The organism is Pseudomonas sp. PSE1(2024) (assembly GCF_050990555.1).
In the GTDB taxonomy this organism is placed as follows: Bacteria; Pseudomonadota; Gammaproteobacteria; order Pseudomonadales; family Pseudomonadaceae; genus Aquipseudomonas; species Aquipseudomonas aphyarum.
In genome coordinates, this window is the sequence record NZ_CP158967.1 from 5,780,001 (window position 1) to 5,799,948 (window position 19,948).

At 59.5% G+C, this 19,948-nt stretch carries 20 protein-coding genes; 10 read left to right on the plus strand and 10 right to left on the minus strand.

All coding sequences use genetic code 11. The annotated features are described in order from the left end of the window. Positions 1 to 132: 132 nt before the first annotated feature. The gene (gene tyrS, locus ABTV87_RS26380) at positions 133 to 1,332 is read right to left on the minus strand and encodes a tyrosine--tRNA ligase (protein ID WP_433899877.1); all 1,200 of its coding nucleotides are present in this window, start codon (positions 1,330 to 1,332) and stop codon (positions 133 to 135) included. 210 nt (positions 1,333 to 1,542) lie between these two features. Here tyrS and ABTV87_RS26385 point away from each other — a divergent pair, with 210 nt between their 5' ends. Further along, on the plus strand, positions 1,543 to 2,967 hold the full coding sequence (locus ABTV87_RS26385; protein ID WP_433898593.1) for a peptidoglycan DD-metalloendopeptidase family protein: 1,425 nt from the start codon (positions 1,543 to 1,545) through the stop codon (positions 2,965 to 2,967). Between the two features lie 3 nt (positions 2,968 to 2,970). Next, a complete protein-coding gene (locus ABTV87_RS26390) occupies positions 2,971 to 4,062 on the plus strand; it encodes an anhydro-N-acetylmuramic acid kinase (protein WP_433898594.1) in 1,092 nt (363 codons plus the stop codon). A gap of 72 nt (positions 4,063 to 4,134) precedes the next feature. Here the strand turns inward: ABTV87_RS26390 and erpA are convergent, their stop codons facing one another. Both erpA and argC read right to left on the minus strand, forming a co-directional pair. Continuing rightward, complete coding sequence (gene erpA, locus ABTV87_RS26395; protein WP_003228776.1) at positions 4,135 to 4,485, minus strand: iron-sulfur cluster insertion protein ErpA; 351 nt, start codon at positions 4,483 to 4,485, stop codon at positions 4,135 to 4,137. Between the two features lie 168 nt (positions 4,486 to 4,653). After that, on the minus strand, positions 4,654 to 5,688 hold the full coding sequence (gene argC, locus ABTV87_RS26400) for an N-acetyl-gamma-glutamyl-phosphate reductase (protein ID WP_115079390.1): 1,035 nt from the start codon (positions 5,686 to 5,688) through the stop codon (positions 4,654 to 4,656). Positions 5,689 to 5,823: 135 nt separating this feature from the next. Between argC and hemJ the strand changes: the two genes are divergently transcribed. The 6 genes from hemJ to coq7 all read left to right on the plus strand — a co-directional run bounded on the left by hemJ (position 5,824) and on the right by coq7 (position 10,300). Then, positions 5,824 to 6,252: a protoporphyrinogen oxidase HemJ gene (gene hemJ, locus ABTV87_RS26405; protein ID WP_007956328.1), complete on the plus strand. Its 429-nt coding sequence runs from the start codon at positions 5,824 to 5,826 to the stop codon at positions 6,250 to 6,252. 33 nt (positions 6,253 to 6,285) lie between these two features. Further along, the gene (locus ABTV87_RS26410) at positions 6,286 to 7,254 is read left to right on the plus strand and encodes an NAD(P)H-dependent flavin oxidoreductase (protein WP_007956326.1); all 969 of its coding nucleotides are present in this window, start codon (positions 6,286 to 6,288) and stop codon (positions 7,252 to 7,254) included. A 70-nt stretch (positions 7,255 to 7,324) separates the two neighbouring features. Then, the gene (locus ABTV87_RS26415; RefSeq protein WP_221534143.1) at positions 7,325 to 8,275 is read left to right on the plus strand and encodes a DUF805 domain-containing protein; all 951 of its coding nucleotides are present in this window, start codon (positions 7,325 to 7,327) and stop codon (positions 8,273 to 8,275) included. Between the two features lie 61 nt (positions 8,276 to 8,336). Further along, positions 8,337 to 9,125, plus strand: coding sequence for an SDR family NAD(P)-dependent oxidoreductase (locus ABTV87_RS26420; RefSeq protein ID WP_007956321.1), 789 nt, complete (start codon positions 8,337 to 8,339; stop codon positions 9,123 to 9,125). Positions 9,126 to 9,206: 81 nt separating this feature from the next. Further along, positions 9,207 to 9,545: a histidine triad nucleotide-binding protein gene (locus tag ABTV87_RS26425; RefSeq protein WP_007956318.1), complete on the plus strand. Its 339-nt coding sequence runs from the start codon at positions 9,207 to 9,209 to the stop codon at positions 9,543 to 9,545. Between the two features lie 107 nt (positions 9,546 to 9,652). Beyond that, on the plus strand, positions 9,653 to 10,300 hold the full coding sequence (gene coq7 / locus ABTV87_RS26430; protein ID WP_007956317.1) for a 2-polyprenyl-3-methyl-6-methoxy-1,4-benzoquinone monooxygenase: 648 nt from the start codon (positions 9,653 to 9,655) through the stop codon (positions 10,298 to 10,300). Between the two features lie 61 nt (positions 10,301 to 10,361). Here coq7 and speD read toward each other — a convergent pair whose 3' ends face one another. After that, positions 10,362 to 11,156: an adenosylmethionine decarboxylase gene (speD, locus tag ABTV87_RS26435; protein ID WP_007956315.1), complete on the minus strand. Its 795-nt coding sequence runs from the start codon at positions 11,154 to 11,156 to the stop codon at positions 10,362 to 10,364. Between the two features lie 237 nt (positions 11,157 to 11,393). Then, complete coding sequence (locus tag ABTV87_RS26440) at positions 11,394 to 11,816, minus strand: OsmC family protein (protein ID WP_003228794.1); 423 nt, start codon at positions 11,814 to 11,816, stop codon at positions 11,394 to 11,396. 236 nt (positions 11,817 to 12,052) lie between these two features. Between ABTV87_RS26440 and crp the strand changes: the two genes are divergently transcribed. Further along, entirely contained in the window at positions 12,053 to 12,697 is a 645-nt protein-coding gene (gene crp / locus ABTV87_RS26445) for a cAMP-activated global transcriptional regulator CRP (RefSeq protein WP_007956313.1), read from the plus strand. A gap of 10 nt (positions 12,698 to 12,707) precedes the next feature. Here the strand turns inward: crp and ABTV87_RS26450 are convergent, their stop codons facing one another. The 4 genes from ABTV87_RS26450 to ABTV87_RS26465 form a co-directional block, all read right to left on the minus strand. Beyond that, the gene (locus ABTV87_RS26450; RefSeq protein WP_258712428.1) at positions 12,708 to 13,406 is read right to left on the minus strand and encodes a lipoate--protein ligase family protein; all 699 of its coding nucleotides are present in this window, start codon (positions 13,404 to 13,406) and stop codon (positions 12,708 to 12,710) included. Between the two features lie 135 nt (positions 13,407 to 13,541). Next, positions 13,542 to 14,378, minus strand: a complete 837-nt coding sequence (trpC, locus tag ABTV87_RS26455) for an indole-3-glycerol phosphate synthase TrpC (protein WP_007956311.1) — start codon at positions 14,376 to 14,378, stop codon at positions 13,542 to 13,544. After that, positions 14,375 to 15,424 (minus strand): anthranilate phosphoribosyltransferase, encoded by a 1,050-nt coding sequence (trpD, locus tag ABTV87_RS26460; protein ID WP_007956310.1) that lies wholly within the window; start codon positions 15,422 to 15,424, stop codon positions 14,375 to 14,377. The genes trpC and trpD overlap by 4 nt, the downstream gene beginning before the upstream one ends. Before the next feature lie 9 nt (positions 15,425 to 15,433). After that, on the minus strand, positions 15,434 to 16,027 hold the full coding sequence (locus ABTV87_RS26465) for an aminodeoxychorismate/anthranilate synthase component II (RefSeq protein ID WP_007956309.1): 594 nt from the start codon (positions 16,025 to 16,027) through the stop codon (positions 15,434 to 15,436). 403 nt (positions 16,028 to 16,430) lie between these two features. Here ABTV87_RS26465 and estP point away from each other — a divergent pair, with 403 nt between their 5' ends. After that, entirely contained in the window at positions 16,431 to 18,341 is a 1,911-nt protein-coding gene (estP, locus tag ABTV87_RS26470) for an esterase EstP (protein ID WP_433898595.1), read from the plus strand. A 69-nt stretch (positions 18,342 to 18,410) separates the two neighbouring features. On the opposite strand, the gene trpE is transcribed toward estP, so the two are convergent. After that, positions 18,411 to 19,889, minus strand: coding sequence for an anthranilate synthase component I (gene trpE / locus ABTV87_RS26475; RefSeq protein WP_007956307.1), 1,479 nt, complete (start codon positions 19,887 to 19,889; stop codon positions 18,411 to 18,413). Positions 19,890 to 19,948: the final 59 nt, after the last annotated feature.

Here is a 19,948-nt window from a genome sequence, read left to right on the forward strand (position 1 = left end):
GATGAACTGAAGCGACCCACCTTCGAAACCTACTTAACTCATTGAATCTCAAGGAGTTTTCCGTTTCGACTGCGCCGGAAGTGGGGCGAATTATAGACCTCTGGAATTCGCCGTCAACCCCTTATTTCAAATTTACTCAGATTTCAGCGTAATCCGCGCAAAAGCCTTCTTGCCCGCCTGGCAAACGTGAGTAGCGCCCAGTACGTATATAAAGGAACGATCAACCACATCACCATCTATACGCACACCGCCGGAGGCCAGCAGATCACGAGCAGCTGCCGAGTTCTTCACCAGACCAGCCTTATTAAGGACAGCAGCAATCGGCATATCCTCGGCAGCAGTCAGTTCGACCTCTGGCAGATCATCCGGCAGCTCGCCATCCTTCATACGGTTACCCGCACCACGGTGAGCATTGGCCGCAGCCTCTTCACCGTGGAAGCGCGCAACAATCTCTTCGGCCAGTTTGATCTTGATATCGCGAGGATTAGCGCCCGCCTCTACATCAGCACGGAACGCATTGATCTCATCCATCGAACGGAAGCTGAGCAACTCGAAGTAGCGCCACATCAACGCATCAGGAATCGAGACCAGCTTGCTGTACATGACACCCGGCGCTTCCTGGATACCGACGTAGTTGCCCAGCGACTTGGACATCTTCTTCACGCCATCCAGACCTTCAAGCAACGGCATCGTCAGGATGCACTGCGCTTCCTGGCCATAACCACGCTGCAGCTCACGCCCCATCAGCAGGTTGAACTTCTGATCGGTACCACCCAGTTCAACGTCAGCGCGCAAAGCAACCGAGTCATAACCCTGCACCAGCGGATAGAGGAATTCATGAATGGCGATCGGCTGATTGGTGGTGTAGCGCTTGTCGAAGTCGTCACGCTCAAGCATACGAGCAACGGTGTACTGCGAAGTCAGACGAATAAAGTCCGCAGGCCCCATCTGATCCATCCAGGTGGAGTTGAACGCGACTTCGGTTTTCGCCGGATCAAGAATCTTGAACACCTGAGTCTTGTAGGTCTCGGCGTTTTCCAGAACCTGCTCACGAGTCAACGGAGGGCGAGTCGCGCTCTTGCCGCTCGGATCACCGATCATTCCGGTGAAATCACCAATAAGGAAGATCACCTGATGCCCCAGCTCCTGGAACTGGCGCAGCTTATTAATAAGCACAGTGTGACCAAGGTGCAGATCCGGCGCAGTTGGATCGAAGCCGGCCTTGATTCGCAGCGGCTGGCCACGCTTGAGCTTTTCGATCAGCTCGGACTCGACCAACAGTTCTTCCGCACCACGTTTAATCAGCGCTAGCTGCTCTTCAACCGACTTCATAACAGACCCGCAAGGCTCAGATTCAAAGGGAACCAACCATACAAGATCGCGCACCAAATACAAGTTTTGCCCGGCGCACGGACGCCAATCCACAGACAGGGCGTCCACAGACTTGCTTCAGGGATGATTTGGTTATATTTTATACAGTTATTTCATCTTCATCATGTCATTCATCTTTTCCAATTCATCTTTTTCAAAGTCAAATTACTTATGACCACTGAACCGTCTAAAGCGCCACCGCTTTACCCGAAGACCCACCTGCTCGCCGCAAGTGGGATCGCCGCCCTTCTCAGCCTGGCGCTCCTGGTGTTTCCATCCAGTGATGTTGAAGCCAAAAAGACAACGCTGAGCCTTGAACTGGAAAGTCCTGCTGAACAACTGACACAAGATCAAGACGCTGCCGACGCGGCTCAAGCCACAAACGAATCCGTAGCCTCCCCTTTCGCACAGATCGAAAACACTGCCGAAGAGACGCAGGAAACCGCTCAGGCTGCACCAGCGCCGACACCGGTAGCTGAAGAAAAGAAGGCTCCAAATCACAGGGAAGTGATCGTCTCCAAGGGCGATACGCTTTCTACATTGTTCGAGAAAGTCGGCCTCCCGGCCGCGGCCGTGCATGAAGTGCTGGCCAGCGACAAACAAGCCAAGCAGTTCAGCCAGCTCAAACATGGCCAGAAACTCGAATTCGAATTGAACCCACAAGGCCAGCTGACCAACCTGCACAGCAAGGTCAGCGACGTTGAAACCATCACCCTGACCAAGAACGACAAGGGTTATGTGTTCAACCGCGTTACCGCCAAATCGACTGTTCGCACTGCTTATGTCCACGGTGTGATCAACAGCTCGCTGTCGCAGTCCGCCGCCCGCGCAGGCCTGTCCCACAGCCTGACCATGGACATGGCCAGTGTCTTTGGCTACGACGTCGACTTCGCCCAGGATATCCGCCAGGGTGACGAGTTCGATGTGATCTATGAACAGAAAGTGGTCAATGGCAAAGCCGTTGGCAACGGACCGATCCTGTCCGCCCGCTTCACCAACCGCGGCAAGACTTACACCGCCGTGCGTTACACCAACAAGCAGGGCAACAGCAGCTACTACACCGCCGATGGCAACAGCATGCGCAAGGCGTTCATCCGTACACCGGTGGACTTCGCTCGCATCAGCTCCAAGTTTTCCATGGGCCGTAAACACCCGATCCTCAACAAGATCCGCGCCCACAAAGGCGTCGACTACGCCGCTCCACGCGGTACGCCAATCAAGGCTGCCGGCGACGGCAAAGTACTGCTGGCCGGCCGTCGCGGCGGTTACGGCAACACCGTGATCATCCAGCACGGCAACACTTACCGTACGCTGTATGGCCACATGCAGGGCTTCGCCAAGGGAGTGAAGACCGGCGGCACCGTCAAACAGGGCCAGGTGATCGGTTATATCGGCACCACCGGCCTGTCCACCGGACCGCACCTGCACTATGAGTTCCAGGTCAACGGTGTTCACGTCGATCCATTGGGCCAGAAGCTGCCGATGGCCGACCCGATCGCCAAATCCGAACGCGCCCGCTTCCTGGCACAGAGCCAGCCGTTGATGGCTCGCATGGACCAGGAAAAAGCCACCATGCTGGCTTCGAGCAAACGTTAAGCCATGGCTCTGTATATCGGCGTGATGTCCGGCACCAGTCTCGACGGGCTGGACATCGCCCTGATCGAGCAATCCTCGGCGATCAATCTGGTCGCCACGCACTACATTCCCATGCCAGATACCCTGCGCGCCGAGCTGCTGGGCTTGTGCGCCAGCGGCCCTGACGAGATCGCCCGCTCGGCAATTGCCCAGCAGAACTGGGTGAAGCTCGCCGCGCAAGGGATCCATGCCCTCCTCGAACAGCAACAGCTCAAGCCTGAAGCCATTCGCGCGATCGGCAGCCACGGCCAGACCATTCGCCACGAACCTGCGCGCGGTTTCACTGTGCAGATCGGCAACCCCGCTCTGCTGACCGAACTGACCGGCATCACAGTCGTCAGCGACTTCCGCAGCCGCGATGTGGCCGCCGGCGGCCAGGGCGCTCCGCTGGTTCCTGCCTTTCATGAAGCGCTATTCGAAGAGCATACCGGCAACCGCGCGGTCCTGAATGTCGGCGGTTTCAGCAATCTCAGTCTGATCGAGCCGAACAAGCCTGTAGCCGGTTTCGACTGCGGGCCGGGGAATGTGCTGATGGATGCCTGGATTCATCAGCAACGGGGCGAGAACTACGACCGTAACGGGCAGTGGGCAGCCAGCGGCAAGATCGAGCCGACCCTGCTGAAAGCCCTGCTCAGCGATCCGTTTTTCATGACCCAAGGCCCGAAGAGCACCGGCCGCGAAGTTTTCAACCTGCCCTGGCTGGAACAGAAACTGTCGCACCTGCCAGAGTTCGCACCCGAAAACGTACAGGCCACACTGCTCGAACTGACGGCGCTGACCATCGTCGAGTCGCTGCAAAACGCTCAATCGAATACCGAAGAGCTCTTGGTATGCGGGGGCGGCGCCCACAACGCCATGCTGATGAAGCGCTTGGCCGACCTGCTACCCAACGCCAAGGTCGCCAGCACCGCGACGCACGGCGTCGATCCGGACTGGGTCGAGGCCATGGCCTTCGCCTGGCTGGCCCACTGCTGTCTGGAAGGCATTGCCGCCAACCGCCCGAGCGTCACCGGCGCCAAAGGTCTGCGCGTACTCGGCGCCATCTACCCCAACTGACAAATCGCAGATAACAAAACGCCGCAGAACCGTGAGGTTCTGCGGCGTTTTATTGTGTTCGGTGAAGCGCGATCAGATCGAGAACGAGGAGCCGCAACCACAAGTGGTGGTGGCATTCGGGTTCTTGATCACGAAACGCGAACCTTCCAGACCTTCCTGATAATCCACCTCGGCACCTGCCAGGTACTGGAAGCTCATCGGATCGACCACCAGACTGACGCCTTCGCGCTCGACGATGGTGTCGTCCTCGGCCACATCTTCATCGAAGGTGAAGCCGTACTGAAACCCTGAACAACCGCCGCCCGTAACGAATACGCGCAGCTTCAAGCGATCATTCCCCTCTTCATCGACCAGGCTCTTCACCTTGTGCGCGGCACCTTGAGTGAATTGCAAAGCCGTGGGGGTGAAGGATTCGACGCTCATGCTGACTATCTCCCGGCGTTACGCCGCCATAATGCGTGATGACGCGCATTATCCGCTTGTCCTAGAAAATCGGTCAACTATTGTTACGGTATATCAATAAAGCTGATCAACCGACCAGAATGCAAAAAGGCCCGTTAGACGGGCCTTTTTACCAAGCAAGATCAGTCGTTACGGCAGCATGCCGGCGTGGGACAGACCAAAGCGCTCATCCAGCCCGAACAGGATGTTCATGTTCTGCACCGCCTGACCCGACGCGCCCTTGACCAGATTGTCGATCACCGACAGCACCACCACCAGATCACCATCCTGTGGACGGTGAACCGCGATGCGGCAGACGTTGGCGCCACGCACGCTGCGGGTTTCCGGATGACTGCCGGCCGGCATCACATCGACGAACGGCTCATTGGCATAACGCTTCTCGAACAGCGCCTGCAGATCCACCGAGCGATCCACTACAGTCGCGTAGAGCGTGGAGTGAATGCCACGGATCATCGGCGTCAGATGCGGCACAAAAGTCAGACCGACGTCCTTGCCTGCAGCACGACGCAGCCCCTGACGAATTTCCGGCAGATGACGGTGACCTTTCACCGCATAGGCCTTCATGCTTTCCGACGTCTCGGAGTACAGCGAGCCTACCGCAGCGCCACGACCGGCACCGCTGACACCGGACTTGCAGTCGGCGATCAGGTGCGAAGCGTCGGCAATACCTGCTTCAAGCAACGGCAGGAAACCCAGCTGCGTCGCAGTCGGATAACAACCCGGCACCGCGATCAGGCGTGCTTTCTTGATCTGCTCACGATTGACTTCCGGCAAGCCGTAAACCGCTTCGTCCAGCAGCTCCGGCGCGCCGTGCGGCTGGCCGTACCACTTGGCCCATTCATCGGCGTCCTGCAGACGGAAGTCTGCCGACAGGTCGATGACCTTGGTGCCGGCCGCCAGCAATTCGCCGGCCAGTGCGTGGGCAACGCCGTGCGGAGTGGCGAAGAACACCACGTCGCAAGCGCCCAGGGTCTTGATGTCCGGCACGCTGAATGCGAGACCGTCGTAGTGGCCGCGCAGGTTCGGATACATATCAGCCACGGCCAGACCGGCCTCGGATCGGGAAGTAATCACTACCACTTCCGCCTGCGGATGCTGTGCCAACAGACGCAGCAGTTCGACACCGGTGTAACCCGTGCCGCCGACGATACCGACCTTGACCATAAACCTGCCCTCAACGAACCCACTGGAAAGCCGTCGATAATAGGGGCCGCGCGCCCCTGCGACAACCGTCAAGGTGACGTGCGGACGCTCAAGCCTCTACTATCCGGCCTACCGTGAATCAGGGAATAACCAAAAATGCTCTATCTGTGGATCAAAGCGCTTCATATCGTCAGCATCGTGTGCTGGTTTGCCGGGCTGTTCTATCTGCCGCGACTGTTCGTTTATCACGCGCAAAGTGAAGACACGATCAGCAAGGAACGCTTCAGCATCATGGAGCGCAAGCTGTATCGCGGCATCATGGGCCCGGCGATGATCGCCGCGCTGATCTTCGGCGGCTGGCTGATCTATCTCAACCCGAGCATCTTTAGCAGCGGTGGCTGGATCCACGCGAAACTGACCCTGGTCGTGCTGTTGATCGGTTACCACCACATGTGCGGCGCGCAGGTAAAACGTTTTGCCCGTGGCGAGAACACCCGCAGCCATGTCTTTTATCGCTGGTTCAATGAAGTGCCGGTTCTGATATTGCTGGCTATCGTAATTCTGGTCGTGGTCAAGCCGTTCTAACTTCAACAAATACAACTTTCCGGGGTACTTCCGATGTCGCTGCCCGCTCTGCTCGAACAACGTCTGCGCCTGCCCGTAGTGGCGGCGCCGATGTTTCTGATCTCCAATCCTGAACTGGTGCTGGCGTGCTGCCGTAACGGCGTAGTTGGCAGCTTCCCGGCGCTGAACCAACGCGAAAGCAGCGGGTTCAAGGCCTGGCTGGAGCAGATCGAAGCGGGGCTGGCGACATTGGAGAACCCGGCGCCGTACGCGGTAAACCTGATTGTTCACAAGAGCAATCCGCGTCTGGAGGCGGATCTGAACATCTGCGTCGAGCACAAGGTGCCCATCGTCATCACCAGCCTCGGCGCAGTGAAGGAAGTGGTAGACGCCGTGCACAGTTACGGCGGCCTGGTCTTCCACGATGTGACGACCCGCCGCCATGCCGAAAAAGCCGCGGAGGCCGGTGTCGATGGTTTGATCGCTGTTGCAGCCGGTGCCGGTGGGCACGCCGGGACCTGGAGCCCGTTTTCGCTGATCGCCGAGATCCGCGAGTTTTTCGACAAGACCCTGTTGCTTGCAGGATGTTTGAACCATGGACATGAGATTCTCGCCGCACAACTGCTCGGCGCGGATCTGGCCTACTTCGGCACGCGATTTATCGGTACTACTGAAAGTCATGCGCCTGACGCCTATAAGGAGATGCTGCTGACTGCCAAAGCCGCCGACATCATTCATACTCCTGCCGTGTCCGGTGTACCGGCCAGTTTCATGCGTCAAAGCCTGGAGGCCGCCGGTTTCGACATGGCAGCCCTGCAAGGCAAGGGTGAAGTGAATTTCGGCGACAAGCTCAAGCCGATCAACGACGAAGCCAAGGCCTGGAAAACCGTGTGGTCTGCGGGCCAAGGCGTAGGCCAGATCGACGATCTGCCAAGCGTGGATCAACTGGTGGCGCGTCTAGATGCCGAATACCGCCAGGCCCTGGAGCACGCAGCGCAACTGCCGAAACGCTGGCCACGTTGAATGAAACCCGGCCAGTCGCTGTCTGACTGGCCTTAGACTCAATTTATCTCGCGACAAGGATGCCTCGGCCATGAGCGAACCCCGTTACAAGATCGTTTTCGACGGCGCGCTCCAGCCCGGCGTCGATATCACCACGGCCAAGCTCAACCTGGCCGATCTGTTCAAAAGCGATGTCGCCGCCATCGAGCGCCTGTTCAATGGTCGCACCGTCGCGCTCAAGCGTGATCTGTCCCACAGCGATGCGCAGACCTACCTGCAAGCGCTGGGGAAGACAGGGATCGATGCCCGGATCGAAACCGAAACGCCCATCGAACTGAACCTGTCGGATGTCCACGAGCAAAGCGCCGCCGTCACCGAACCCGATTCACCTTATGCGCCCCCTCGCGCCGCCGTCGGTGAAAACCTGCCGGCATTCGCGCCTCTAAAGCCGCTCAGCGTTGAAGGCCGGATCGGCCGCTTGCGCTACCTGGCATGGTCGATGGTGTTGAGCCTGGTCGCCCTGCCAATCGTCAGCGTGTTCGCGTTGATCGGTCTGGGCCTGGTGAGCGCCGACTCGACGACCGGCCTGATCATCGGCGGTCTCCTCGCTTTCTTCCTGTTTCTGGCCTTCGCGATTGTCGGGATCCTGTTCAGCATCCAGCGCCTGCACGATATCGGCTGGTCCGGGTGGCTCTGGCTGCTGACGCTGGTGCCGTTCGTGGGCAGTTTCTTCCCGCTGGTGATCATGATCGTGCCGGGCAATACCGGCGCCAACCGCTATGGCCCACCACCTCCGCCGAACAGCACGGCAGTCAAAGTGCTGTGCTCGCTGTGGATCGTGTTTATCGGACTGTTTTTCATGGGCGGCATGCTGGGCGGGATCACAGCCATCCAGCAGGAATACGAAAGCAGTCTTGAAAGCAGCTACGAGAGCGGTTCGGTGACCACCGATGAAATCGATGTGGAAGTCGAGCCCGCCGCGAATTCGGCAGACGATGCAGCCGAAGCCGCCCTCGCCCCTGTAGAATCTGCGAAAGAATGAACAACGCTCCCCGCCGTGACACCTGCGTCCACGGCGCGGCGCTGTTGCGATGGAGATTTGCATGACCCGTTACGCTCTGATCACCGGCGCCTCCAGCGGCATCGGCCTGGCCATGGCCGAAGCCCTGGCGCGCCGCGGCCGTAGCCTGATTCTGGTGGCTCGCCAGCGTGATCAGCTGGAAAGCATTGCGATTGAACTGACCCAGCGCTTCGGCGTTGAAGTGCTGTTCCGCGCCTGCGACCTCGGCGAGCCGCTGCGCCTGTCCGGTTTTCTGCTGGAGCTTGAAGAAGGCGACCGGCAGATCGATCTGTTGGTCAATTGCGCCGGCATCGGTACTTGTGGCCCGTTCCTGGCCCAGGACTGGATGACCGAACAGGACCTGATCGAAGTGAACATCCTCGCCCTCACCCGCCTCTGCCATGCCATCGGCAACAGCATGGCGTTGCAGGGCGGCGGGCAGATTCTCAATGTCGCGTCGGTGGCGGCCTTCAACCCCGGGCCCTGGATGAGCACCTACTACGCCAGCAAGGCGTATGTCCTGCACTTCTCGGAAGCGCTGCGGGTGGAATTGAAGAAGTGTGCGGTCAAGGTGTCGGTGCTCTGCCCCGGCCCGACCCGCACCGCATTCTTTCGCACCGCGCAACTGAACAACGACAAGCTCAACGCGAGCAAACTGCTGATGAGTCCCGAGGAGGTCGCGCTGTATACCGTGCGCGCCCTGGAGAAAAACCGCGCAATCATCATTCCAGGACGCCGAAACCGCTGGTTCGCCTTTCTGCCTCGGCTCGGTTCGCGCTGGCTCAATCGCACGATTGTCGGCATGGTCAACAAGGCTTACTGCCCGCGCTGAAAAGCCCTACGGCAAAACACTGGGCGGGCTAATCCTCCTATGAGTACACTCAGACCAGCCCAAACAACGGAGAAAACAGCTGTGGATACTCTGTTCACCAAGATCATCAACCGGGAAATCCCGGCGAAGATCATCTACGAGGACGACCAGGTTCTGGCGTTCCACGACATCGCCCCACAGGCACCGGTGCATTTTCTGGTGATCCCGAAGAAACCGGTGCGTACCCTCAACGACCTGACCGAAGACGACAAGGCACTGGCCGGGCATATCCTGTTCACCGCCCAGCGTCTGGCGCTGGAACTGGGGTGCGAGGAAGGCTTCCGGGTGGTGATGAACTGCAATGAAATGGGCGGGCAGACGGTCTACCACATTCACATGCACGTGCTCGGTCAACGCCAGATGAACTGGCCTCCGGGCTGATTGAACCCAGAGATCGGTGGGAGCGCCCTGCTCCCACATGACCCAGCGCAAACCTTCCCCGGCCGATTCGGTTAAACTGGCCGCCGAGATTCTTCCCGGAGGTCAGCATGACTACCCAACGTCACTACTCGCCCATTGATCGTCTTCTGCTGCAAGCCGATGCCGCGATGCGTACCTTGCTGCCCTTCAGCGGTCAGCCGTACCGTCCGTCGCCGGCGATCGTGCAGCCCGATGTGCAGATGAGCGATGAAGACACCCGCCACGTAGCCGGTCTGATGCGCATCAACCATACCGGTGAAGTCTGCGCCCAGGCGCTGTATCAGGGCCAGGCGCTGACCGCCAAGCTGCCACAGGTGCGCGAGGCCATGGAGCATGCGGCCGAAGAAGAGATTGATCATCTGGTCTGGTGCGAGCAGCGCATTCACCAGTTGGGCAGCCACACCAGTGTGCTCAACCCACTGTTCTACGGTATGTCGTTCGGCATCGGCGCTGTCGCCGGGCTGATCAGCGACAAGGTCAGCCTCGGATTTGTTGCCGCCACAGAGCATCAAGTCTGCAAACACCTGAACGAGCATCTGGAACAACTGCCGGCCGAGGACGAAAAATCCCGGGCAATTCTGGAGCAGATGCGTATAGATGAAGAACATCACGCGGAAAGCGCACTGGAGGCCGGAGGTTTCCGCTTCCCGGCGCCAGTGAAGTTCGGCATGAGCCTGTTGGCCAAAGTGATGACCAAGAGCACTTACCGGATCTGAAAAACGCCCATAAAAAAGGCGACTGCCGCAAAGCAGTCGCCTTTTTTTGTGCCCGGACTTCTTAGCTCGGCATATTGCGCGCGTAGAAGATTTCCAGCATTTCGTGTTTCACACGCTCGGTCACCTGAGCGCGTTGCTCAGACGACAGGTTGCTGGTGGCATCGCCGAACAGGTAGTTGTCCAGTTCGAAGTTCTTCAGCAGCATTTTGGTGTGGAACAGGTTTTCCTGGTACACGTTCACGTCAGTCATCTGGTACGCGTCGCGAGTGTCTTCGGAGAGGTAGTTCTGGATCGAGTTGATCTCGTGGTCGATGAAGTGCTTGTTGCCTTCAACGTCACGGGTGAAGCCGCGCACACGGTAATCCACGGTCACGATGTCCGAATCGAACTGGTGAATGAGGAAGTTGAGCGCTTTGAGCGGTGAAATGACACCACAGGTCGACACGTCGATGTCCACACGGAAGGTCGCGATACCGGCGTCCGGATGGATTTCCGGGTAGGTATGCACCGTGATGTGGCTCTTGTCGAGGTGGGCCAGGATGATTTCGGGCAACGGGCCCGGGGACTCTTCGATCTGGCTTTCGGTCGGGGTCACCGGCTCTTCCGAGATCAGAATCGTGACGCTGGCACCCTGAGGCTCATAGTTCTGACTCGCAATGTTCAGAATGTTGGCACCAATGATTTCGACAACTTCCGTGAGGATCTGCGTCAGGCGTTCGGCGTTGTACTCTTGATTGATGTACTCGACGTATGCCTGCTGGTCTTGCGGGGTTTCCGCGTAGCAGATGTCATAGATGTTGAAGCTCAAGGTCTTTGTCAGGTTATTGAACCCGTGGAGCTTGAGTTTGCTTTTCACCGTTAAAAACTCTCTATGTATGCGGCACGGCCGCGTGATCAAGCATGCCCGTCAAGTGCGAACAACGCACCTGCGTAGGACGGTTAACACCTCTTCGCGATGGCGATTTTGGTTATCTGTTCAGGCGGATGACCCGTCGGTTGACTGATCACGGCCCTGAAAAAAGTGGCGCATTATGCAGACGTCAGCGGGGGATCGCCAGAGTCTGCACTGCTTTTATGATAGTTGAATGTCGGCTCAGCCGAGTTCAACGATTTCGTAGTCGTGGGTGATCGCTACGCCGGCCGCGCCGAGCATGATCGAGGCCGAGCAATACTTCTCGGCAGACAGTTCGATGGCGCGTTTGACCTGGGCTTCTTTCAGGCCACGGCCCTTGACCACGAAGTGCATGTGGATCTTGGTGAACACTTTCGGATCTTCGGTCGCACGCTCGGCTTCCAGAAAGGCTTCGCAGCTTTCAACGGCCTGACGGGACTTCTTCAAAATGCTGACCACGTCGAAATTGCTGCAACCGCCGACGCCCAGCAGGAGCATTTCCATCGGGCGGACACCCAGGTTACGACCACCGGCGTCCGGCGGACCGTCCATGACCACGACATGACCGCTGCCGGATTCGCCGAGGAACATGGCTTCGCCAGCCCATTGGATGCGTGCCTTCATCGCCAAGACTCCACTGTAGAAAAAAGGGTCGCCAGCTTAGCACAGGGCCCTGCCCGGACAGCGAGCACGTTCCTGAGACGAATGCACCTTTAACGTAGGTGATTTCTCGAAATTTCGACGAAGTGTCTGGTAAGCTGGCGCCAATTCACTGGCGCCTTCGCCAGACTGTGTAGCGACCGCCTCAGCGCCTCATATAAAAACCAAATATAACCGTGCAGTCTTTTCGGGATACAACCATGGTTGGTATTACCCCCACACCCAAAATCAAGAACCTCGACAAGCTGCTGATGCATTGCCAGCGCCGGCGTCACGCGGCCAAGAGCAACATCATCTGCGCCGGGGATCGCTCCGACACGCTGTACTTCATCATCCGCGGTTCGGTCACGATCCTGATCGAGGACGACGACGGCCGCGAGATGATCATCGCCTACCTGAATGCCGGGGACTTCTTCGGCGAGCTGGGTCTGTTCGAAGAAGCCGGCCAGGAACAGCAGCGCAGCGCCTGGGTGCGGGCCAAGGTTGAATGCGAAGTGGCGGAAATCAGCTACACCAAGTTCCGCGAACTGTCGCAACAGGATCCAGACATTCTTTACGTCCTCAGCGGACAAATCGCACAACGCCTGCGCAACACCACACGCAAAGTCGGCGACCTGGCGTTCTTCGACGTCACTGGTCGTGTTGCTCGCTGCCTGCTGGAGCTGTGCAAACAACCGGACGCGATGACCCACCCGGACGGCATGCAGATCAAGGTGACCCGTCAGGAAATCGGCCGGATTGTCGGTTGTTCGCGAGAGATGGTCGGTCGCGTGCTCAAGGATCTTGAGGAACGCAACCTCGTGGATGTGAAAGGCAAGACCATGGTGGTCTTCGGCACTCGCTGAGTTCCAAAGCTCAGCAGGCGTAGACCTGCGCCAGCATCAAACGAAAGAGTTCATCGAGACGCGCCAGTGCATGGGGCGCCGGGAATTTCTCATGCAGAGCGATGTGGCTGGCGGCACGTACCCGTTGCTCCAGACCACATGCTTCGTTGAAGCGGTTGACCGCCGCAACCATCGACTCACGTTCGTCATCCACCAGCATCGCCCCGTGCACCAACCCCACCGGACGCTGCCCCCCCTGACTCTGGCGCCAGCGCTGAGCGGTGCCGACCATCTTGCGACCGTCGAGATTGACGTTGAAGCGACCGTCGCAGAATGCACCGTCGATTTCCCCCAGCGACGAAGTGCCACCCAACTCATCCAGCAACTCACAGATCGGATCGCATAGCCGCCGGTAACCGGTTTCGATGCGGTTCAGATCACCTTCGCTGCGAGGCGGTGCGTAGACCAGTGCAATATTGATGGTGGAAGCCGATTGCGGAACCGGTTCGCCGCCGGTTTCACGCAGCAACACCGGCCAACCGGCAGCAGCGGAGACTTCGCAGGCGTGATCGAATCCGGGCAAGCGGTTCAAACGGCGCGGCATGACCAAAGCGCGATCGCTGGGCTGCCAGAACAGCAGGCCAAATTCGGCATCACCGGCGCAGACCGAGGCCAGTAGATCCTGTTCGGCTTGCAGGCCGGCTTCGATGGTCAGGGAAACTGGAGTCATAAAGAAGTCCGTTAGACGATTAGTCTGTGGTGAATCTTATGGCCTCTTCGCGAGCAAGCCCGCTCCCACATCAGGAATGCAGTTCTCCTGTGGGAGCGGGCTTGCCCGCGAATGATTCGACTCGGTCTGAATGAATCAGTCGAGGGTCGAACCGCTCACCGGAACGCCGCGCTCAGGGAAGAACAGACGCTGCAGTTCGATGCCAGGGCTTTCGGCGCGCATGAACGCTTCGCCGACCAGGAACGCGTAAACGTCGCTGATTTCCATCAGCTCGACATCGGCACGGTTGAGGATGCCGCTCTCGGTGATGACCAGACGATCGCGCGGAATGCGCGGCAGCAGGTCGAGAGTGGTTTCCAGGCTCACGTCAAAGGTGTGCAGGTTGCGGTTATTGACCCCGACCAGCGGCGTGTCGAGGGTTTTCAGCGCGCGCTCCAGCTCATCGCCGTCGTGCACTTCCACCAGCACATCGAGGCCGACGTCTTTGGCGACCGACGCCAGTTCGGCCATTTTCACGTCATCCAGTGCGGAGACGATCAACAACACACAATCGGCGCCCAGCGCACGGGCTTCAACGATCTGGTACGGATCGATCATGAAGTCCTTGCGGATCACCGGCAGCGAGCACGCCGCGCGGGCCTGTTGCAGGTAAGCATCGGCGCCCTGGAAGTAGTCGATGTCGGTCAGCACCGACAGGCAGGTCGCCCCGCCCTTCTCGTAGCTTTTGGCGATGTCGGCAGGCACGAAATTCTCGCGGATCACGCCCTTGCTCGGCGACGCCTTCTTGATCTCGGCGATCACTGCCGGCTGTTTCTTCTTGGCCTGCGCCAGCAGTGCCTGGGCAAAACCACGGGGTGCATCGGCCGCCTTGGCCAGACTTTCCAGCTCGCTCAGGCTCACACGGGCGCTACGCTCGGCGACTTCCTGAACCTTGCGGGCCAGAATGTTTTCCAGAACCGTCGGTACACTCATCCCTCATTCTCCACTTTGAATACCGCGGTAAAGGCACCCAACTCCTCGAGTTTTTCCCGAGCAAGACCGGTGTGCAGAGCGTCGTGGGCCAGTGCCACGCCCTCTTTCAGACTTGTCGCCAGGTCGGCGGCGTACAGCGCCGCACCGGCATTGAGCACGATCATTTCTGCAGCCTTCTGACCGTTCTCGGTCTTGCGCTTGCCCAGTGCATCGCGGATCAGCGCCAGCGACGCTTCCGGGCCTTCGACCGACAGGCCGTGCAGGCTCTGGCTCTTCATGCCCAGATCTTCCGGCTCGACCCAATATTCGGTGATTTGATCGTCCTTCAGCTCGGCGACAAACGTCGGCGCCGCCAGACTGAATTCGTCCAGACCGTCTTTCGAATGCACCACCAGCACGTGCTTGCTGCCCAGACGCTGCAAGACTTCAGCCAACGGCCGGCACAGCGCCGGGGTGAACACGCCCACCACCTGATGTTTCACACCGGCCGGATTCGTAAGCGGGCCGAGCATGTTGAACAGCGTGCGCAGGCCGAGATCGCGACGCGGGCCGGCGGCATACTTCATGGCTTTGTGGTGAGTCTGGGCAAACATGAAACCGATGCCGACGTTGTCGATGCAGCGCGCCACCTGAACCGGGGTCAGGTTGAGGTAGATGCCGGCGGCTTCCAGCAGATCGGCACTGCCGCTCTTGCCCGATACCGCGCGGTTACCGTGCTTGGCCACGGTGCAGCCAGCCGCAGCGACCACAAAGGAAGATGCGGTCGACACGTTGAAAATGTTTGCCCCGTCACCGCCGGTACCGACCACATCGACCACGCGGTCGAGGGTCTGGAGTTCGACCTTGTCCGCCAGCTCGCGCATTACCGACACGGCACCGACGATCTCGTCGATGCTCTCGCTCTTCATGCGCATCGCCATCATGAACGCGCCAATCTGCGCGTCCGTGCATTGGCCGGTCATGATTTCGCGCATCACGTCGCGCATTTCATCGGTGCTGAGGTCGAGGTGATCGACGATACGGCTCAGGGCTGTCTTGATATTCATGGAAAGTCCTTAGCGCGTGCCGCCGGTTTGTTTGAGGAAGTTGGCGAACAGTTCATGGCCCTGCTCGGTGAGGATCGATTCCGGGTGGAACTGTACGCCCTCGATGTTCAGGGTCTTGTGACGCAGGCCCATGATTTCGTCGACCGAACCGTCATCGTGCTGGGTCCACGCCGTCAGCTCCAGGCAATCGGGCAACGTTTCGTGTTTGACGATCAGGGAATGATAGCGGGTGACGGTCAGCGGGCGGTTCAGCCCGGCAAACACGCCCTTGTCCTCGTGGAATACCGGACTAGTCTTACCGTGCATCACCTGGCGAGCGCGGACGACATCGCCGCCAAAAGCCTGGCCGATGGACTGGTGACCGAGGCAGACACCGAGGATCGGCAGTTTGCCGGCGAAATGCTTGATGGCTTCGATGGAAATGCCGGCTTCGGTCGGTGTGCACGGGCCCGGGGAAACCACGATCCGCTCAGGGTTGAGCGCTTCGATTTCGGCGATGGTCAGTTCGTCGTTGCGCACCACCTTGACCTCGGCACCCAGCTCGCCGAGGTATTGCACAACGTTGTAAGTAAAGGAGTCGTAGTTGTCGATCATCAGCAACATGGCGTTTCGAACCTCTTGAATTCTGACATGAAGACAGCCTTCGAATGACTTGCCAGGGCGCTGCACACTGGCGGACGCGCAGGTCGCATCGGCACAGCGGCATTTCAAACGGGCAAGGAAGGCAAAGCGATACAGATCCGGCGGGGCCGGCAGAAAAGATTCAGGCGCGCCAACGCCAGCGGGCGTGTGCCTTGATGACTTGATCCAGAAGTTTGCTGGTGATCAACACGGGGAAGGTCTCGTTCATACGTTTCGGCACAGTAACTTAGCTGGGCGGAGCGTGCAATATGGCCGGGGCCGTGGGGGATAAAACAATGGGAGGGTTGACGACCGATGGCAAAACGCCGGAAGTTTTTGGTACTGTCGTTTCGTTCACTACAACAATAAATAAACGGACTTGCTCATGATCAAACAGACGTTGTTTGTACCGCTCGCCGGATGCCTGCTCGCGATGGCCTGCGCCCAGGCGAACGCCGCACCCAATCCCTATTCGAATTTCGTGGTCTTCGGCGACAGCCTCAGCGACGCGGGGACCTTCACCGACAGCGGCGGTCCCGCCGGGTCGGGCGAACGCTTCACCAACCGCACGGGCCCGAACTATCAGGACGGCAGCGGTGAGTTCTACTCCCTCAACGCCACCCAATTGCTCGGCGGCCGTCTCGGCTTCACCCCGGACCAGACCGCCTCCTCGTCTTCTACAGTACGCCCCGACCAAGGCTTGCCGGATGGCAACAACTGGGCTGTCGGCGGTTACCGCACCGACCAGATTCTCGACTCGATCACCAGCCAGTCCGCCACCGGCGAACGCACCCGCGCCGGTTATCTGCCGTCGAACGGTTTCCGCGCCGACCCGAATGCCCTGTATTACCTGACCGGGGGTGGCAACGACTTCCTCCAGGGCCGCGTCACCAGTCTTCCTCAGGCGAATGCCGCCGCCGATCGACTGGTCGACAGCGTACGCACGCTGCAAGGCGCCGGCGCCCGCTACATCATGGTCTGGCTGTTGCCGGACATCGGCCTGACCCCGGCCATCAACGGCTCGCCGCTACAAGCCTTCACCTCGCAACTCAGCGCCCAGTTCAACACCGAGCTGGTCAGCCAGTTGCAGAGCGTCAATGCCAACGTCATCCCGCTGAACGTCCCGGTTCTGCTCAAAGAGGCATTCGCCAATCCGGCGCAGTTCGGCCTGGCCACTGACCAGAACCTGGTCGGTACCTGCTTCAGCGGCAACAACTGCACGGAGAACGCGCGGTACGGGATCAACAGCGCCACCCCGGATCCGACCAAGCTGATCTACAACGATGCCGTCCACCCGACCGAAGCCGGGCAGCGCCTGATTGCCGATTACGCCTACTCGTTGCTGGCCGCGCCATGGGAAGCGACCCTGTTGCCGCAAATGGCTCAAGGCACCCTGCGCTCGCATCAGGATGAACTGCGCAATCAGTTGCTGGCGGATTGGGAAAACTGGCAGGCCGTTGGCCAATGGCGGGCAATTGTCGCCGGTGGCGGCCAGCATCAGGATTTCGACAGCCAACGCAGCGGCGCCAGCGCCGACGGCAACGGTTACAACCTGAACATCGGCGGCAGCTACCGTCTCAACGACGCATGGCGCGTGGGTGTGGCGGCCGGTTTCTACAATCAGAAACTCGAGGCCGGCGACAACGACTCGGACTACAAGCTGAACACTTATCTGGGCACCGCATTCGCCCAGTACCAGCAGAACCGCTGGTGGGGTGACGCCGCCGTGACCGCCGGGCATCTGGATTACGACAGCCTCAAACGCAAATTCCAGCTGGGGGTCAACGAACGCGGCGAAAAAGGCGACACCGACGGCTATGTTCTGGCCTTCAGCGGACGCGTGGGTTACGACATTGCGCCAGAAGCGAGCAGCCCATGGCACCTGTCTCCATTCGTCAGTGCGGATTTCGCCAAGGTTGAAGTCGATGGTTACTCGGAAAATGGCGCCGACTCCACCGCACTGACGTTCGATGACCAGTCGCGCATCTCCCGCCGTCTCGGTCTCGGGATCCAGGGCAAGTACCAGATCACCTCGCAGACCCAGGTGTTCGGCGAACTGGCCCATGAGCGCGAGTACAACGACGACACCCAGAATGTGACGATGAACCTCAACAGCCTGCCGAACAACCGCTACACCCTGGCCGGCTATGCCCCTCAAACCAACCTGAACCGCCTGAACCTGGGCGTGAGCCACAACCTCACCAAGGATCTGGCATTGCGCGCCAGCTACGACATCCGCAAGGATGACGACTTTACCCAGCAAGGGATCAACGTCGGCGTAGCGCTCGACTTCTGATTCGCAGGCCATAAAAAACGCGGCGCCCTCACAGGCGCCGCGTTTTTTTATGGCTGAGTCATCAATCACTCAGTCCGGGGTTTGCTCGGCCAATGCAACGGCACGGAACATCGCCCGACGCTTGTTGATGGTTTCTTCCCACTCCAGCGCCGGCACCGAGTCGGCGACGATGCCGCCACCGGCCTGCACGTGCAGCTCGCCGTTCTTGATCACGGCGGTACGGATCGCAATCGCGGTGTCCATGTTGCCGTTCCAGGCGAAGTAACCGACCGCGCCGCCATACACGCCACGCTTGACGGGCTCCAGTTCGTCGATGATTTCCATCGCGCGGATCTTCGGCGCGCCGGACAAGGTGCCCGCCGGCAGGATCGCCCGCAGCGCGTCCATCGCCGTCAGCCCGGCTTTCAATTGACCGGTGACGTTGGACACGATGTGCATCACGTTGGAATAACGCTCGATGACCATCTTCTCCGTAAGTTTCACTGAACCGATTTCCGAAACGCGCCCGGTGTCGTTGCGACCGAGGTCGATCAGCATCAGGTGCTCGGCGATCTCCTTGTCGTCGGACAGCAGGTCTTCTTCCAGCGCCACGTCCGCCTCTTCGGTCGCCCCGCGAGGACGGGTGCCGGCAATCGGGCGCACGGTGATCAGGTTGTCTTCGACCCGCACCAGCACTTCCGGCGAACTGCCGACGACGTGGAAATCGCCGAAGTTGAAGAAGTACATGTACGGCGTCGGGTTGAAGCAACGCAGTGCGCGATAAAGATCGATCGGCGCCGCCTTGAAGTCGATCGACATGCGCTGGGACGGCACGACCTGCATGCAGTCACCGGCGAGGATGTATTCCTTGATGGTGTCGACAGCTTTTTCGTAGTCGTCCTGGGTGAAACTGGAGCGGAACACCGGCTCGGCCGCCTGCTGCTTGCTGAAATCCAGGCCACGACGCGGGGTGATCGGCTGACGCAGTTTTTCCAGCAGTTGCTGCAATTGCGCTTGGCCCTGCTCGTAGGCATCGGCCTGTGCCGGGTCGGCCAGCACGATCGCGTGCATCTTGCCGGCGAGGTTGTCGAACACCACCACCGCATCGGAGACCATCAGCAAAATGTCCGGCACGCCCAGCGGATCCGGGTTCGGGCATTTGCCGAGGCGCTTCTCTACATAACGCACACAGTCGTAACCGAAGTAGCCGACCAGGCCGCCGTTGAAGCGCGGCAGACCGGCAATGGTCGGCACGTTGTAGCGGGCCTTGAAGGTTTCGACGAAGGCCAGCGGGTCTTCAACGTCGTGGCTTTCGGTCTCGACGCCATCGACGGTGATGCTGACGTGATGATCGTGAACCCGCAGCACGGTGCGGCACGGCAGGCCGATGATCGAGTAACGGCCCCATTTCTCGCCGCCCTGCACCGATTCGAGCAGGTAGGAGTTGGGCTGGTCGGCCAGTTTCAGGTAGATCGACAGCGGCGTGTCAAAGTCGGCCAGGGTTTCGCAGGCCAGCGGGATGCGGTTGTAGCCGTCAGCGGCCAGACGCAGGAATTCTTCGCGGATCATAGGGTGCCTCGTGGTGTGAGGGGCAAATCAGTCAGGTGTGCAAACGCGCCGGCAGGCCG

Bases quoted from the DNA above. Each gene is read 5' to 3' on its own strand.
- trpC (WP_007956311.1), bottom strand. From the start codon at position 14,378: ATGAGTGTACCGACGGTTCTGGAAAACATTCTGGCCCGCAAGGTTCAG.
- tyrS (WP_433899877.1), bottom strand. From the start codon at position 1,332: ATGAAGTCGGTTGAAGAGCAGCTAGCGCTGATTAAACGTGGTGCGGAA.
- ABTV87_RS26440 (WP_003228794.1), bottom strand. From the start codon at position 11,816: ATGAAGGCACGCATCCAATGGGCTGGCGAAGCCATGTTCCTCGGCGAA.
- ABTV87_RS26410 (WP_007956326.1), top strand. From the start codon at position 6,286: ATGTCGCTGCCCGCTCTGCTCGAACAACGTCTGCGCCTGCCCGTAGTG.
- ABTV87_RS26390 (WP_433898594.1), top strand. From the start codon at position 2,971: ATGGCTCTGTATATCGGCGTGATGTCCGGCACCAGTCTCGACGGGCTG.
- ABTV87_RS26415 (WP_221534143.1), top strand. From the start codon at position 7,325: ATGAGCGAACCCCGTTACAAGATCGTTTTCGACGGCGCGCTCCAGCCC.
- ABTV87_RS26450 (WP_258712428.1), bottom strand. From the start codon at position 13,406: ATGACTCCAGTTTCCCTGACCATCGAAGCCGGCCTGCAAGCCGAACAG.
- trpD (WP_007956310.1), bottom strand. From the start codon at position 15,424: ATGAATATCAAGACAGCCCTGAGCCGTATCGTCGATCACCTCGACCTC.
- ABTV87_RS26420 (WP_007956321.1), top strand. From the start codon at position 8,337: ATGACCCGTTACGCTCTGATCACCGGCGCCTCCAGCGGCATCGGCCTG.
- estP (WP_433898595.1), top strand. From the start codon at position 16,431: ATGATCAAACAGACGTTGTTTGTACCGCTCGCCGGATGCCTGCTCGCG.
- hemJ (WP_007956328.1), top strand. From the start codon at position 5,824: ATGCTCTATCTGTGGATCAAAGCGCTTCATATCGTCAGCATCGTGTGC.
- coq7 (WP_007956317.1), top strand. From the start codon at position 9,653: ATGACTACCCAACGTCACTACTCGCCCATTGATCGTCTTCTGCTGCAA.
- ABTV87_RS26385 (WP_433898593.1), top strand. From the start codon at position 1,543: ATGACCACTGAACCGTCTAAAGCGCCACCGCTTTACCCGAAGACCCAC.
- trpE (WP_007956307.1), bottom strand. From the start codon at position 19,889: ATGATCCGCGAAGAATTCCTGCGTCTGGCCGCTGACGGCTACAACCGC.
- erpA (WP_003228776.1), bottom strand. From the start codon at position 4,485: ATGAGCGTCGAATCCTTCACCCCCACGGCTTTGCAATTCACTCAAGGT.
- ABTV87_RS26465 (WP_007956309.1), bottom strand. From the start codon at position 16,027: ATGTTGCTGATGATCGACAACTACGACTCCTTTACTTACAACGTTGTG.
- argC (WP_115079390.1), bottom strand. From the start codon at position 5,688: ATGGTCAAGGTCGGTATCGTCGGCGGCACGGGTTACACCGGTGTCGAA.
- crp (WP_007956313.1), top strand. From the start codon at position 12,053: ATGGTTGGTATTACCCCCACACCCAAAATCAAGAACCTCGACAAGCTG.